The organism is Micromonospora sp. DH13, from assembly GCF_020873825.1.
GTDB lineage: Bacteria > Actinomycetota > Actinomycetes > Mycobacteriales > Micromonosporaceae > Micromonospora > Micromonospora haikouensis.
This window is the reverse complement of record NZ_JAHWGR010000015.1, coordinates 66,238-81,001: the sequence shown is the minus strand read 5'-3', so window position 1 is coordinate 81,001 and position 14,764 is coordinate 66,238. Positions and strand designations below refer to the sequence as shown.

At 76.8% G+C, this 14,764-nt stretch carries 12 protein-coding genes; 4 read left to right on the top strand and 8 right to left on the bottom strand.

What is annotated here, in order from left to right; translation table 11 throughout:
- Positions 1–52: 52 nt before the first annotated feature.
- Positions 53–868, top strand: coding sequence for a dimethylargininase (gene ddaH / locus LPA42_RS16795; protein WP_198956630.1), 816 nt, complete (start codon positions 53–55; stop codon positions 866–868).
- Entirely contained in the window at positions 868–2,082 is a 1,215-nt protein-coding gene (gene rocD, locus LPA42_RS16790; protein WP_198956631.1) for an ornithine--oxo-acid transaminase, read from the top strand. The genes ddaH and rocD overlap by 1 nt, the downstream gene beginning before the upstream one ends.
- Before the next feature lie 56 nt (positions 2,083–2,138).
- Here the strand turns inward: rocD and LPA42_RS16785 are convergent, their stop codons facing one another.
- Positions 2,139–3,290: an FHA domain-containing protein gene (locus LPA42_RS16785; protein WP_043965959.1), complete on the bottom strand. Its 1,152-nt coding sequence runs from the start codon at positions 3,288–3,290 to the stop codon at positions 2,139–2,141.
- Positions 3,287–3,580, bottom strand: a complete 294-nt coding sequence (locus tag LPA42_RS16780) for a 4a-hydroxytetrahydrobiopterin dehydratase (protein WP_043965956.1) — start codon at positions 3,578–3,580, stop codon at positions 3,287–3,289. The genes LPA42_RS16785 and LPA42_RS16780 overlap by 4 nt, the downstream gene beginning before the upstream one ends.
- Before the next feature lie 156 nt (positions 3,581–3,736).
- Between LPA42_RS16780 and LPA42_RS16775 the strand changes: the two genes are divergently transcribed.
- Positions 3,737–4,522, top strand: coding sequence for a hypothetical protein (locus LPA42_RS16775; protein WP_144082697.1), 786 nt, complete (start codon positions 3,737–3,739; stop codon positions 4,520–4,522).
- A 65-nt stretch (positions 4,523–4,587) separates the two neighbouring features.
- On the opposite strand, the gene LPA42_RS16770 is transcribed toward LPA42_RS16775, so the two are convergent.
- From LPA42_RS16770 to LPA42_RS16750, 5 genes are all read right to left on the bottom strand, one after another.
- Positions 4,588–5,634: an acyl-CoA desaturase gene (locus LPA42_RS16770; protein ID WP_077938490.1), complete on the bottom strand. Its 1,047-nt coding sequence runs from the start codon at positions 5,632–5,634 to the stop codon at positions 4,588–4,590.
- A 187-nt stretch (positions 5,635–5,821) separates the two neighbouring features.
- The gene (locus tag LPA42_RS16765) at positions 5,822–9,598 is read right to left on the bottom strand and encodes an SCO7613 C-terminal domain-containing membrane protein (protein ID WP_228986670.1); all 3,777 of its coding nucleotides are present in this window, start codon (positions 9,596–9,598) and stop codon (positions 5,822–5,824) included.
- Between the two features lie 47 nt (positions 9,599–9,645).
- Positions 9,646–9,966, bottom strand: coding sequence for a divalent-cation tolerance protein CutA (gene cutA, locus LPA42_RS16760; RefSeq protein WP_074472721.1), 321 nt, complete (start codon positions 9,964–9,966; stop codon positions 9,646–9,648).
- 9 nt (positions 9,967–9,975) lie between these two features.
- A complete protein-coding gene (locus LPA42_RS16755; RefSeq protein ID WP_077938488.1) occupies positions 9,976–11,001 on the bottom strand; it encodes a 1-acyl-sn-glycerol-3-phosphate acyltransferase in 1,026 nt (341 codons plus the stop codon).
- Positions 11,001–11,834, bottom strand: coding sequence for a patatin-like phospholipase family protein (locus LPA42_RS16750; RefSeq protein ID WP_077938487.1), 834 nt, complete (start codon positions 11,832–11,834; stop codon positions 11,001–11,003). The genes LPA42_RS16755 and LPA42_RS16750 overlap by 1 nt, the downstream gene beginning before the upstream one ends.
- A gap of 153 nt (positions 11,835–11,987) precedes the next feature.
- Here LPA42_RS16750 and LPA42_RS34165 point away from each other — a divergent pair, with 153 nt between their 5' ends.
- Positions 11,988–13,538, top strand: a complete 1,551-nt coding sequence (locus LPA42_RS34165) for a serine/threonine-protein kinase (RefSeq protein ID WP_305076018.1) — start codon at positions 11,988–11,990, stop codon at positions 13,536–13,538.
- 22 nt (positions 13,539–13,560) lie between these two features.
- On the opposite strand, the gene LPA42_RS16735 is transcribed toward LPA42_RS34165, so the two are convergent.
- Complete coding sequence (locus tag LPA42_RS16735) at positions 13,561–14,619, bottom strand: glycosyltransferase family 4 protein (protein ID WP_077938486.1); 1,059 nt, start codon at positions 14,617–14,619, stop codon at positions 13,561–13,563.
- Positions 14,620–14,764: the final 145 nt, after the last annotated feature.

Genomic DNA, 14,764 nt, shown 5'->3' with positions numbered 1-14,764 from the left:
GTGGGCCGAAGGTGGCCGGGCGCGCCCGACCCATGGGAGCAGGACAGTGACGATGGACGCCACCAGCCAGCGCTTTCTGATGTGCCGGCCGACGTACTTCGCCGTCGACTACGCGATCAACCCCTGGATGGACCCGACCGCCGCCGTCGACGCCGGGCTGGCCGTGCGGCAGTGGGAGCGGCTCCGGCAGGTCTACCGCGAGCTGGGCCACACCGTCGAGGAGATCGTGCCCGTCCCCGGCCTGCCCGACATGGTCTTCGCCGCCAACGGCGGCACCGTGATCGACGGCAAGGCGATGTCCGTGCAGTTCCGCGACCCGCAGCGCGCCGACGAGGCCCCCGCCTACCGGGCCTGGTTCGCCTCCGCGGGCTTCGAGCTGCACGACCCGAAGCACGTCAACGAGGGCGAGGGCGACGTCCTGCTCGCCGGGGACGTGCTGCTCGCCGGCACCGGGTTCCGCACGGCGCACGCCTCGCACGCCCAGCTCCAGGAGGTCTTCGGCTACCCGGTGATCACCCTGCAACTGGTCGACCCCCGCTTCTACCACCTGGACACCGCGCTCACCGTGCTCGACGAGCGCACCGTGGCGTACCTGCCGGAGGCGTTCTCGCCCGGCAGCAGGGCCGCGCTGCGCCGCCTCTTCCCCGACGCCGTCCACGCCACCGCCGCCGACGCCGAGGTGCTCGGCCTCAACGCCGTCAGCGACGGCCGGCACGTGGTGCTGCCCGAGCAGGCCACCGGCCTGGCCGCGCAACTGCGCGACCGGGGCTACGAGACCATCGGGGTGGACCTGTCCGAGCTGCGCAAGGCCGGCGGCGGACCGAAGTGCTGCACGTTGCGACTCCGTCAGGGAAAGGCGAGCAAGTGATCGTGGAAGACATGCTGCGGACGCCGGGGGCGGTCCGGGACGCCGAGCGCCACACCGCGCACAACTACCACCCGCTGCCGGTGGTGGTCAGCTCCGCCGAGGGCGCCTGGCTCACCGACGTCGACGGGCGGCGCTACCTGGACTGCCTCGCCGGATACTCGGCGCTCAACTTCGGTCACCGGCACCCCCGGCTGATCGCCGCCGCGCACGCGCAGCTCGACCGGCTGACCCTCACCAGCCGGGCGTTCATCCACGACCAGTTCGCCGACTTCTGCCGGGAGCTGGCCGAGCTGTGCGGCAAGGACATGGTCCTGCCGATGAACACCGGCGCGGAGGCCGTCGAGACCGGGATCAAGGTGGCCCGCAAGTGGGGCTACCGGGTCAAGGGCGTCCCGGCCGGGCAGGCGAACATCGTGGTGGCCGAGGGCAACTTCCACGGGCGTACGACCACCATCGTGAGCTTCTCCACGGATGAGGACGCGCGCGCCGACTTCGGGCCGTACACGCCGGGCTTCACCGTGGTCCCCTACGGCGACCTGGCGGCGCTGGAGGCGGCGATCGACGACAACACCGTGGCCGTGCTGCTGGAGCCGATCCAGGGCGAGCAGGGCGTCGTGGTGCCGCCGGGCGGCTACCTGCCGGGCGTACGGCGGGTCTGCACCGAGCGCAACGTGCTGTTCGTCGCCGACGAGATCCAGTCCGGCCTGGGTCGCACCGGGGCGACGTTCGCCTGCGACCACGACGACGTCGTGCCCGACATGTACCTGCTGGGCAAAGCGCTGGGCGGCGGCATCGTGCCCGTCTCCGCGGTCGCCGCGAACGCCGACGTGCTCGGGGTGCTCCAGCCCGGCCAGCACGGCTCGACGTTCGGCGGCAACCCGCTGGCCTGCGCGGTGGCCACCGAGGTCGTCCGGCTGCTGGCCACCGGCGAGTTCCAGCGCCAGTCGGCGGAGCTGGGCGAGCGGCTGCACGCCGGGCTGCGCGGCCTCGTCGGCCGGGGCCTCGTCGCCGTGCGGGGCCGGGGGCTCTGGGCCGGCCTCGACATCGACCCGGCGCTGATGACCGGCCGGCAGGCGTGCGAGCGGCTGATGGCCCGTGGCGTGCTGGCCAAGGACACCCACGGCTCCACGATCCGGCTCGCCCCGCCGCTGGTCATCACCGCCGAGGAGATCGACCACGCGGTCGCCCAGCTCGCCGCCGTGCTGGCCGACTGACCGTACGACGTCGGCGGGCGTCGGGCCACGGCCCGGCGCCCGCCGGCGCACCCGGCTCAGGGCCGGGGCAGGCGCATCGCCATCGTCGGAGCCTCGGCCATCACCGAGGTCGGGGTGAACGGCGCACCCGAGGGCAGCTCGTCGGCGCGGCCGACCTGCACCCCCGGATACAGCTCGACCATGTCCCCGGCGGACAACACCCGCGACTGCTGCGGCTTGAGCGCGATCCGGTCCGCCTCCGTCATCGAGCCGCCGGGGCGGATCCCCGACCCGTTGGTGCTCACGTCGGTGACGATCACCTCGCCGACGCGAAGCTCGAAGCGGACGTGACCACGGCTGATCCAGCGCCGCGCCTCGTCGTTGAGCCACTGGCCGAGCACGATCCCGCCCTGCTGTTCCGGCGCGCGCCCGACCAGCACCGGCTGCTCCTCGGTGAGCACGAACCGGCGGCGGATCAGCCCGCCGATGCGTACGGCCAGCACCTCCGTGCGCGGCCGGGGCCCGGCGTCGCCGAGCCGCGCGCCGTGCCGGGGGCAGGTCGGCACGCCGCCGCGCAGGGAGGGCGGCGGCTGCCCGGCCGGGGCCCGCTCGACCCGGGCCAGGTCGGCGAACGCGCCGCCACCCCCGCCGCCGCCGAACAGCGCGCAGCCCGGCTCGGGGCAGCGCCACTGCCGGGCGAGCAGCTTCTCCCCCGTCGCCGAGCGGGTGCCGGCGACCGGCACGTTGCCGCCGCCGACGTGGGCGATGAACACCGGCCCGCCCGCGCCGGGCACCGGGGCGAGCACCCGGCCGGGCTGCTCGACGGTCCACGGGAACCGGCCGCGCAGGCCGTCGAAGCGGGCCCGGCTGAGCACCGGCAGCCCCAGCAGGTCGGCGACCTCCAGCATCCGGTCGCCCGGGTGGTCGAGCACCTCCACCAGGCCGTCGTCGGCCCAGCGGCGCACCACCATCCGCTCGTTGGAGGTGAGGTCGGCGTCGGAGAGCAGGGCCCGGTGCACGATCGCGTACACCGGGACGCTGTCCTCCTCCAGGTCGCGGGCGAGCGCGTCGATCACCATGCCGAGCCGGAGCAGGTTCGCCGGCCGGCCGCCGTCGAGGTCCTGGTAGCGGATCACCTCGGCCAGGTCGAGGACGGCCCGCGCCAGCGACGGGTCGGTGCAGACCCGCCCCTCGATGGCGTCGAGCACCTTGCTGATCTCGAATCTCATCGGGCACTCCGGAGAATGTCGTCGATGCGCCGCGCCAGCTCCAGGTCCCGGTGGGTGACCCCGCCGGCCGAGTGGGTGACGCAGCGGAAGGTGAGGGTCCGCCACCGGATGTCGATGTCGGGGTGGTGGTCGAGCTCCTCGGCCACCTCGGCGACCCGGTCGACCACCGCGACGGCCGCCGGGAAGCTGCCCAGCTCGGCGGTGCGGCTGATCCCGGTGGGATCACCCGTCCAGCCGGCCAGGCCGCCCAGCCCGTCTCGCACCGCCTCGGCGGTGAGCACGTCTGCCATGGCCAGACCCTACCGCCAGGGGACCGACGGGCCGGTCCGACGTGCGCCGGCATCGACGCCCGCCGGTCGGTGCCGGCCGCTAGGCTGAGCGCCGACTCGGGCCGGCGGCGGCGGTGACGCCCGGCCGGCCCACCTCAACCTGGCGAGGAGCGCGTGTTGACGAAACTCCGACGGCTGGCGACCACGGGGGTCGCGTACGTCGCCGTCCTCGGTCTCGCGGTGACCGGTTGCGGCAGCCCGGCCACGACCGACGCCCCGGCTGCCAACGGCGGCGCCGCGAGCGCGGCCCCGGCGGGCGCGACCACCGCGGATCCGGCCGACGAGCTGCGGGCCGCCGTGCTCAGGCTCAACGAGGAGAGCATGCGGATCCACGTCAGCTCGACGGGGTTGAGCGGGACCGGGCTGTCCGACCCGAAGGTGCCGGCCATGGACATGACGATGGAGCTGGGCACGGCCGGCGAGACCCGCGTCCTGATGATCGGCCGGGACGCGTACGTCAAGATGGGCGGCCAGCTCGGCGCGGCGACCGGCGGGTCCGGGAAGTGGCTGCACCTGGACACCCGCAGCCTCGGCTCGGGCGGGCAGCTCGGGCTGATGCCCGCCGACGACCCGGTGGGCGTCAGGAAGATGCTCGACGCCGTGGTCGAGGTGCGGCGCATCGGTCCGGGCACCTTCGTGGGCACCCTCGACTACTCGAAGAGCATGGCCGACAGCAAGACCCTGGCGGACCTGAGCGACAAGGCCAAGGCCGTGCCGTTCACCGCCACCGTGGACGAGCAGGGCCGGTTGAAGAAGCTCGGGGTCGACACCACGGTGGTCAGCCCGACGCTCGGGCCGATGAGCGTCGTCTACTCCGACTGGGGCACGCCCGTGTCCGTGTCCCGGCCACCGGCCAGCCAGGTCGTCGAGGCGCCGACGGGGCTGACCGGGGCCGGCACCTGACCGACGCCTGCCCACCGGGCCGGGGCGGGCGTGCTGTCCCGGCCCGGCCCCGGCCCGCGTCCCGCTCAGCCCCGCAGCGGGCGGCCCACCTCGTGCAGATGGGCCAGCGCCTGCCGGTACGACTCGACCAGCCCGGTCTCGACGTACGGCACCCCGTGCTCGGCGCAGTACGCCCGCACGATCGGCCGGGCCCGGCGCAGGTTGCCCCGGGGCATGTTGGGGAAGAGGTGGTGCTCGATCTGGTAGTTGAGCCCGCCCAGCGCGACGTCGACGAACCAGCCGCCCCGCACGTTGCGCGAGGTGAGCACCTGCTTGCGCAGGAAGTCCAGCTCCTCGCCGGCCCTCGGCATCGGCATGCCCTTGTGGTTCGGGGCGAACGCGCACCCCATGTAGAGCCCCCACAGCCCCTGGTGCACGGCGACGAACGCCAGCGCCTTCCCCGGCGGCAGCACCGCGAACAGCAGGCCGAGGTAGCCGGCCGCGTGCAGCGCGAGCAGCAGCCCCTCGACGGCCCGGTGCCGCACCGGGGTGGCGTACCGGCCGTCGGGGGCGCGCCCGAGCAGCGCCCGCACGCTCGCCACGTGCAGGGCCAGCCCCTCCAGCAGCAGCATCGGGAAGAACAGCCACGCCTGCCGCCGGGCCAGCCGCCGGCCGATGCCCCGGGTCGCGGCGGCCTGCTCGTACGACCAGACCAGCGCCCCGGCACCGACGTCCGGGTCCTCGTCGTGGTGGTTGGGGTTGGCGTGGTGCCGGTTGTGCTTGTCGACCCACCAGCCGTAGCTGAGCCCGACCGCCAGGTTGCCGGCGAGCAGCCCGGCCGCCTCGCTCGGGCCCCGGCGGCGGAACATCTGCCGGTGGCCGGCGTCGTGCCCGAGGAACGCCACCTGGGTGGTGGCCACGGCCAGGCCGGCCGCCACCAGCAGTTGCCACCAGGAGTCGCCGACCAGCGGCACCGCCACCCAGCCGGCGACGAAGGCCGCCAGGGTCAGGGCGATCCGGACGGCGTACCCGGCGGGCCGGCGGTCGAGCAGGCCCGCCCCGCTGACCAGTCGGGACAGTCGGGCGTAGTCGCTGCCCCGCCGGGCCGGCGGGTCCGCTGTCGCTGCAAGCATGATGTGAGCTCCCCGCACGTCGGCACCCGGGCCACGCCGGACGGCGGGCCCTGTACCGAGTCTCGCGGCAACAGTAGCCCTGGGTAACCCGGCGAGCACCCGCATCGGGAGTGGGGCCCGCCCTACCCTGGGCGAGGGCCGGCACGGGCAGCCCCGTCCGCCCCACCGGCCCCACCCGGTCGGCCCGTCAGCTCATCCGCCCCACCGCCGCCCGGAACCGGGCCAGGTCGCGGCGGCGTCGCTCGTACGTCGCGGCCAGGCCGATCAGCGCCAGCCCGCCGACCGCGAGGAAGATCCACCGGGGCAGCAGGTCCCAGCCGCGGGCCACCTCGTGCAGCGCGAGCAGGACGAGGGTGACCCCGCCCAGCAGCACCGGGGCCTGCCAGCGGCGGGCCGCGCCGGCCAGCACCACGGCCAGCGCGCCGGCCCCGAGCAGCAGCCGCCGCCAGGGCTGCGGATCGGGCGCGAACAGCACCGACACCCCGCTGGGCAGCAGCGCGGCGACCAGCCCCGGCCCGAGCGCGAGCCAGCTGTTCAGGCCCGGCCGGGTGCGCAGGGCCACCGCGCCCGCGGCCAGGGCCAGGCCCGCCGCCGGCAGGGTGTACGCCTCCAGCAGCGCCACCCCGCCCGCGATCAGCAGCAGCCACGCGCCGAGCAGCTCGCTGCCCCCGGCGACGCCCGCGAACGCCCAGCGCCACCCGGCCGGCTCGCCCCGGCGCAGCAGCCGCAGCCCCACGGCGGCCCCCCAGAGCACGCAGACCGCGGCGGCGTACCGGGGTGACCCGGCGGCCAGCAGCACCGCCAGCAGGGCCACGGCCTGGGCGGCCACATCCAGCACCCGGCCCCGGATCGGGTCGACGCCGGACGGGAGGGCGGCGGCGGCCAGGGCCAGCACCGCCACCGCCAGCACGGCGAAGGAGGCCGTACGCAGCGGCAGGCTCGCCGCCAGCGCGGCGGTGACCGCGAACCCGGTCGCCGACCCGACCGCCGTCAGGGCGGCGGCCAGCCGGGCCGCGCCCGTCCGGCCCGCGACGGCGGCCACCACGCCGGCCACCACCAGCGTCCCGAGGCCGGCGAGGGTGCCGGCCCGGGTGGCGAGCAGCCCGCCCAGCCCGGTCACGGTGGCCACCAGCCCCACCGGCACGGTGACCGCGCCGAGCAGCGGCCGGGGCCGGGCCAGGGCGGCGGCCAGCAGGGCGGCCACCCCGGTCGCCAGCAGGACCGCCGGCACCACCGGCCACGGCGTGCCGGCGGCGGCGAGCAGCACCGGCAGCGCCGCCGCGGCGAACGGCAGCGCGGACAGCGCCGCGTCGGCCCACCCCGCCGCCCGGGGCGGCTGCCCGCCGGACGACGTGGGCAGCCCCGCCCCGGGCGGGAACCCGTCCCCGCCGACCGGAGTACCGGAACGCCCCGGGCCGGGCGTGCGGCCCGCCAGCGCGGCGGCCAGGGTCAGCACGAGCAGGGCCACGCCGGCCGGGGTGGCCCCCGGGACCGGGCCGCCGGTGGGCGGGCCGGACCACGGCGCGGCCACCTCCCCGTACGGGGCGACGAGCACCCGCGCGAGCACCCCGGCGGCGGCGAACAGCGCCACCGCGAGCAGGCCGAGGCCGCTGACCAGCGGCGCTCCCGTCGGCCGGGTGCCCGGCCCGGCGAGCACGGTCAGCAGGACCACCACCGCGGCGTAGAGCGCCACCGGCTCGTCGACCCGTACGACCAGGGGGGCCAGCGCCACCAGCGCGGACCCGGCGGCGAAGGCGACGGAGGCGTACCCGGTCAGCTCGGGCCACCGGCGGCGGACGGCGACCAGCGCGACCAGCGGCAGCCCGACGGCGGCGAGGGCGGCCCGTGCCTGCCACCAGGGCGGCACCCCGGCGGCGAAGAGCGCGACGGTGACCGCCGCCGGCACCGCCAGCAGCGCGGCGGCCAGGGCGGCCCCCGCGACGCCCCGCCGGACGCCGCTGGCCCGCCGGCCCAGGGCGGCGACGGCCAGCCCGAGCGGGACGACCGCGCCGAGCAGCGCCGCCTCCCCGGCCGGGTAGGCCAGGCCGACCAGGAGCGCGTGCCCGACCAGCGCCGCACCGGCGACCGCCGCCGCCAGCACGCCCCACCAGGGCTGGGCCCGGGTGACGGCGAACAGCAGCAGCCCCGCGCCGACGACCAGGCCGGCGGCCGGCACCGCCGGCCACGGCAGCGGCCCGACGCCCGACACCCCGAGGGTGGCGAACGCGACCGCGACCACCCCGATCACCGGCCAGGCCATCCGGGGCAGCAGTGCCGCCAGGGCGACCGCCGCCAGGGCCACGGCCACCGGCACCTGCCACCCCCAGGGCAGGTGCGGACCCGGGCCGACGCCCGACCAGGGCGGCAGCACCCGACCCACCGCGACCGCGCCGAGCAGCACGGCGAGCAGCGCGCCGACCTGCGCCGCCCCGGCGGCGACCACCAGGGCACCGGCCCTGGGCCCGGTGCCGACCCGGCGGGGCAGCGCCCGGACCGCCCCGGCCAGCGCCAGCGCGACGAGCGCCGTGGCCAGCGTCAGCAGTCCCGAGCGCAGCTCCGCCACCGGGCGCAGCAGCGCGAGGCCGAGCACCGGGACCAGCGCCCCCGCCGCGGCGGCGCGGAACAACCGGCCGCCGGCGACCAGCGCCGCGCCGAGCAGGGCCAGGCTGACCAGGAGCAGGGGCCCGCCGGCCAGCAGCGGCGACCCGGCGGCCCGGCCCACGGCGAGCGGCACCAGCGCGCAGCCGGCCGCGACGAGGAGCGCGCCGCCGTAGCCGAGCCAGGCCAGCACCCGGCCGGCGGCGGGGGCCGACCCCCCGGCGGCCCCCGCCCCGACCGGCGCTCCCCCGACCGGCGCTCCCCCGAGCGGCGCCTCCCCGAGCGGCGCCTCCCCGAGCGGCGCCTCCCCGAGCGGCGCTGACGCCGGCGCCGCTGCCGGCTGGACCGGCGACCCCGTCGGGGCCGGTCCCCGGTCGCGCAGGGCGGCGACCACGACGAGATTCAGCGCCGCGACGCCGACGAACACCACCGTCCAACCGGCGGCCGACGGATGGGCCGGGCCGGCCAGCAGCGGCAGCACCGGCTGCACGGTGAACAACGCCGCGAACCACGGCACCGTCAGCCGGGTCAGCTGGCCGTAGCCCGCCGCCAGCGCCGCGCTGACCCCCCCGACCAGCGCGGCGTAGCGGGCACCGGGCCAGCCGGCCACCCCGAACAGGTCCACCGACCAGGCGGCGTACCCGTCGAGCACCACCAGCAGCAGCCCCACGGCGGCGAACGTCTCCGCCGTGCCGCGCAGCCCGCGCCGCGCCGCGACCGGCGGGACGGCCAGGGCGAGCGCGGTGAACGCGAGCAGGATCAGCGCCCGGCCGGCGACGCCCACCGTGGCCCAGGCGACCGCCGTGAAGACCACCGCCGCCGTGCCGAGCAGCAGGCCGCCGAGCACGAAGAGCAGCCCCTGCACGGTGCGGGTGGAGGTCTCCGCCCCGCCGACCTGCGCCGGCACCGCCCCGAACGGCGCGGACGGCACCGCCCCGACCGGCGCGGGCAGCACCGGGCCTGGCAGCCGCACGGCCGGACCCGGCGGCTGCGCCTGCTGGCCGGGCACCGGCAGCGCCGGGCCGGACGGCCGCACCTGCTGCCCGGCCGCCGGCACGGGAGCCGGTGCGACGAGGGGCGGCGGGGCGGGAACCGGCCCGGCCGGGCGCGGGGCACCGACCGGGATCGCCGCCCGGACCCGGGCCGCCAGGTCCGCCCGGCGGACCTGCGCCGACCGCACCGCCTCGACCAGTTCGACGTACGCCCGCCGGGCCTGCTCCGCCCGCCCGGAGAGCACGACGATCTCCCGGTCGAGCCGGATCACCTCGGCCGCGGTCGGGTCGGGGGCCCGCCCGCAGCGCCGGCAGCCGACGCTCAGGTCGGCCGGGGCGCCACACGCCGGGCAGGGGTAGCCACTCGTGTCCACCCGGCCATCATGGTGCCCTGGTCAAGCCCCACCCAGAGTGCGCGTACTCAGGGCCGGGTCTGCTCGTGCACCCAGGCCGTGTAGTCGGGGTTGCCGCTGTCCACCCGGGTCACCAGCACCTCCGGAACTTCGTACGGATGGCTGAGGCGGATGTGGTCGACCAGCGCCGGAACCCGGTCCGGGGCGGTCTTGAACAGCACCGACCACTCGGTGGTCGTCTCCACCGCGGACCGCCACCAGTAGGTGCTGTCCACCTGGCCGCCCACCTGCGCGCAGGCGGCCAGCCGACCGGCGACCGCGGCCGCCGCGAGCACGTCCGCGACCGAGCGGCTGTCCACCACGGTCGTCACCACGCTGATCTGCTCCACCAGCGCACCCTACGCGCCGTCGACGCCCCCGTCGTGGTGCGCCGCGATCCATTCGTCGATGCGTGACCACCAGTCGAACAGCCAGTCGATGCGCTCCTGCTTGCCGGCGGGGATCTCCTCCGGGGGCACCGACCAGAACCGCATGATGATCCGCTTGTCCATCGGCAGTTCCCGCCACACGTCGGCGACGGTGAGCATCCGGTCGAGACCGGTGTGCGCCACGAAGATCACCCCGGCGTCGGGGGCGGCGTCCAGCGCGGCGAGCAGCCCGCCCGGCTGCGGGGCGAGCACGTGCCGCATCCGTTCCGCCCGCAGCGCCATCCGCTCCAGGCCGCGCGACCGCAGCCGGGCGATGGCGCGCAGCCGGCGGCGCGGGGTGAAGTTGCCCCCCTCGGGGAAGATCACGAAGGCGTCGTCGTCGTCCAGGCCGGTCGCCAGGTGGCCGATCTGCTCGCTCACCGACCCCCGCCGGTCGGCTGCCGGGGCGAGGAACCGGTTGGGCAGGCGGTTGAGCAGCACGTCGATCGCCGGGTCCCACTGGAGGCTGTCCTTGAGCACGATCCGGGGCTCCCGGTGGAACCAGTTGACCAGCGCGTGGATCAGGATGAACGAGTCGCCCGGCCCGGCGTGCCGGCAGAGCACCAGCTCCGGGCGGCCGGGCAGCGCCGTGTCGGGGTCGGTGCCGACCACGTCGATGCGCAGCCGCAGCGTCCACCGGGCCTGCCAGAAGAACACCTGGAGGAAGTGGCCGGCGAGCACGTAGTGGGCCCGCTGGAACGGTGGCGTCCGCTTCCACACCCCGAAGCCGGAGGCCAGCCAGAGCACGAACAGGGCCAGCAGCGCCGCCGCGTCCCAGACCAGGTAGACGCAGCCGATCCAGAGCAGGCGCAGCGGTCGCAGCCGGCCGGGGACCAGCGGGGACAGCGCCAGGGCGGCGAACGCCCAGACCGGCAGCGTGGTCACCACGGCCACGGCGAGCAGCACCACACCGGGCGCCAGCAGCAACCGGCGGACCCATCGGGGCGGCAGCGGCATCAGCGGTCCAGGTGGGTCGCCAGGTAGCGGCGGGAGGCCGTGTACGCGCGGCTGATCCGCCGTCCCACCGCCGCCATGTCCCGGTAGGCCCACGGGCTGTCCTCGCGCGGGCCCGGCCCCCCGGTGGGCAGCACGTGCACCCGCACCCCGTCGGGCAGCGCCGCCATCTCCCGGGAGAACCGGTGCCGGCGGGCGATCTCGAACGCGACCTGGGCGATCTCCCAGGGCCGTCGGGGCGGCGTCAGCTCCCGCTCGATGCGGCCCACCTGGAGTACGAAGATCTCCCGCGCCCCGGCCTCGACCGCCGCGCCGATCGGGATGGAGTTGACGATCCCGCCGTCGATGAAGTGCTGCCCGTCGATCTCGGTCGGCGGCAGCAGCCCCGGCACCGAGGCGGAGGCGAGCACCGCCGGCACCAACGGGCCGGCGTCGAACCAGTGCTCGGCGGCCCGCTCGATGTGCGCCGCGCAGCAGCGGAACGGCACCTGCAGGTCGGCGAAGGTGGTCTCCTCACCCAGCTCGGCCTCCAGCAGCCGGCGCAGCGGCCGGGGCGAGTGCAGGTGGGTGCGGGCGGCGAAGCGGCGCAGCTGCCGGGCGACGGAGTCGCCGTACACCTCGCTGGCCTCGGGGGACGCCCAGAGCCGGACCAGCCGGTCGGTGACCGCCTCGGTCGGGTCGGCCGCGACGAGCGCGCCGTTGACCGCGCCGATCGAGGTGCCGAGCACCAGGTCGGGGCGGACGTCGGCGCGGAACAGGGCGCGCAGCATGCCCACCTCGACCGCGCCGAGGACTCCCCCGCCGCCGAGCACGAACGCCACCGGACCGCTGACCATGCCGTTCATCCTGGCACGCGTGGTCACGCCGGCCGTCCGGTGCCCGGGCGCGGCCGTCCAGGCGTCGGTCGGGTGAGACCGGACGGGCGTTGACATGCCGGACACATTCGCGCAACCTGATACCGCCCCGACCTCAGGCAGGTGCGATCCGTCATGGCAACACTGCACGCCGGCAGGCTGCTGGCCCGCAGGTACCGACTCATCGACCAGATCGGCGCAGGTGGCATGTCGGTCATCTGGCGGGCCCGCGACGAGGTTCTCGACCGTACGGTCGCCCTGAAGGTGCTCGCCCCCTCGCTCGCGGCGGACGCCCGGTTCCGCGACATGGTCCGCGAGGAGGCCCGCTCCGCCGCGCAGCTCGTCCACCCGCACGTGACGGCGGTGCACGACTACGGCGAGACGCTCGCCCCGGACGGCAGCATCACCTCGTTCGTGGTGATGGAGCTGCTCGCCGGGGAGGAGCTGGAATACCGGCTGACCGAGGGCCCGCTGCCCTGGCCGGAGGCGGTGGAGATCGGCGCCCAGGTGGCGGAGGCGCTCGCCGCCGCGCACCGGCTCGGCATCGTGCACCGGGACATCACCCCGGCCAACGTGATGATGACCCCGGTCGGCGCGAAGGTCCTCGACTTCGGCATCGCCACCCACGTCGGCGCCCCGGACGAGGACGAGGACGGCGGCACCTTCGGCACGCCCGCGTACGTCGCGCCGGAGCGGCTGGACGGGGCCCCGGCGCAGCCGGCCACCGACATCTACTCGCTCGGCGTGCTGCTCTACGAGACCCTGACCGGGCAGGTGCCCTACCCGGCGGACACCTGGGAGCAGCTGGGCGCGGCGCTGGAGAGCGGCGACGAACCCCCGCCGCTGGAGGTGCCGGGCCTGCCGTCCGAGGTGGTCCGGATCTGCCTGCGCTGCCTGTCCCGGCAGCCACGGGACCGCCCCACCGCGCACCAGGTGGCCCTCGCGCTGCGCGACCAGCTCCTGCCGGCCGACCCGCAGGCCGCCACCATGCTCGCCCCGACGATGACCCTGCCGTCGATCGTCGCCCCGCCGGTCCCGGCCGGTCCGCCCGCCCCGGCACCGCCTCCCCCGCCGGGGGGCGCGCCCGGCGCGGCCCCGGCCCCGCCGCCCGGGGACACGCCCGGCCCCGCGACGCCCCCGCAGCCCGCCGGGTCGCCGGGCCGGTCCCGCCGCCGCTGGGCGGTGCCCGTGGTGGCGGCGGGGGCCGCGGTGGCGGCCGCGGGGGTGCTGCTGTGGCCCAGGCTCGACGAGCAGCCCGACCCGCCGCCCCGCGCCCTGCCGACCGAGTCGCCGGCCGGGGAGTCGTTGGGAGCGGCGCCGACCCGGTCGCCGAGCGCGCCGCCGACCACGACCCGGCCGCCCGCCCGGCCCCGGCCCACCCCCTCGGCCGCGGCGACGACCACGCCGTCCGCCCCGTCCGGCGGCAGCGTGACCGAGATGGCCACCGAGATCCGGCAGCTCATCGACACGGGAGTGGCCGACGGCGGGATCCGGGTCGACGTCGGCACCGACATCCGCAACCTGCTCGGCCACGCCGTCGAGGCCAACAGCGCGGGCGACCTGGCCGCCGCGGTGCAGCGGGCCCGCGACAAGGTCGCCGAACGGCAGCGCGAGGGCAGCATCACCCCCGCGTACGCCCGCCAGCTCGACACCGCCTTCCAGCGGCTCGGGGCGGCCCGGCTGTGACCGGCCCCCGCCCGCGCGGGCGTCAGCGGGCCGGCACCGGGATCGGCCGGCTCGGCGGGGCGGGCGCGAGCCCGTGCAGGAAGTCGCGGTAGACCGCCTCGTAGCCCTGCGCCATCCGGGTCGTGGAGAAGTTCTCCGCGACGTGCGCCACGCAGTCGGCCGGGTCCAGCCGGTCGGCCTCCCGCAGCGCATCGGAAAGGTCGTCGGGGCGGTCGCAGACCAGCCCGGTGATGCCGGGGCGGACCAGCTCCGGCACGGCCCCCCGGCGCAGCGCCACCACCGGCGTGCCCGTCGCCATCGCCTCCAGGATGACCATCCCGAACGGCTCCTCCCACTGGATCGGCATGATCAGGCAGCGGGCGTCGACGAGCATCCGCAGCGCGGCCTCCCGGTCGGCGTTGAGCACCACGGTCACGTCGTCGTCGAGCATCGGCTCCACCACCTGCTCGTAGTAGCGACGCTCGGCGGGCTCGTTGCACTTGCCGGCGAGGACCAGCGGCAGGCCCGCCGCCCGGCAGGCCCCGATCGCCACGTCCGGGCCCTTGTCGGGGCTGAACCGGGCCAGCCAGAGCACCGGGCCACGCCCCGGCGCGGTCTTGTGCGGCACGTCGGCGACGTCGAGCGCGTTGTGCACGGTGCCGACCCACGGCAGCCCCGGGTTCAGCCGCCGCTGGGTGTGCGAGATGGCGACCAGGCCGACTCCCCAGTCGGTGTCGCTGAGCACGGTGCCGTACTCGCCGACCGGGTTGCCGTGCACGGTGGCCACCGTGGGCACCGCCCGGCGGCCGGCGACCAGCGGACCGATCGTGGTGTGGTCGTGCACGACGTCGAAGTCGGCCGGGGAGACGAGGTGGCCGACGTGCGCCAGGTGGGCCAGCTCGGGCAGGGACTCGCCGAGCCGGTCGTACTGGAGGTCGTCGCAGGTGGCGACGTAGTCGGCCCGGGTGCCGTGCCGCCGGCCCGCCCCGAAGACGGTCACCGCGTGCCCCCGGTCGACCAGCGCGTCCACCAGGCCGGCGACGACCTGTTCCAGGCCGCCGTAGCCGGGCGGCGGCACGGTCAGCCACGGCGGGACCACCATGGCGATCCGCAGCGGCCGTTCCTCCGAGCGGTCGAGCGGCAGGTGGTTCACGGCCACGAGTCCTCCCCGGTGGTCCCAGTGCGCGTGATCTGCGGCGCTTTCCCGGCCCCGGTCGGGCCAAACGGAACGGGCCCGGCACCGGCGG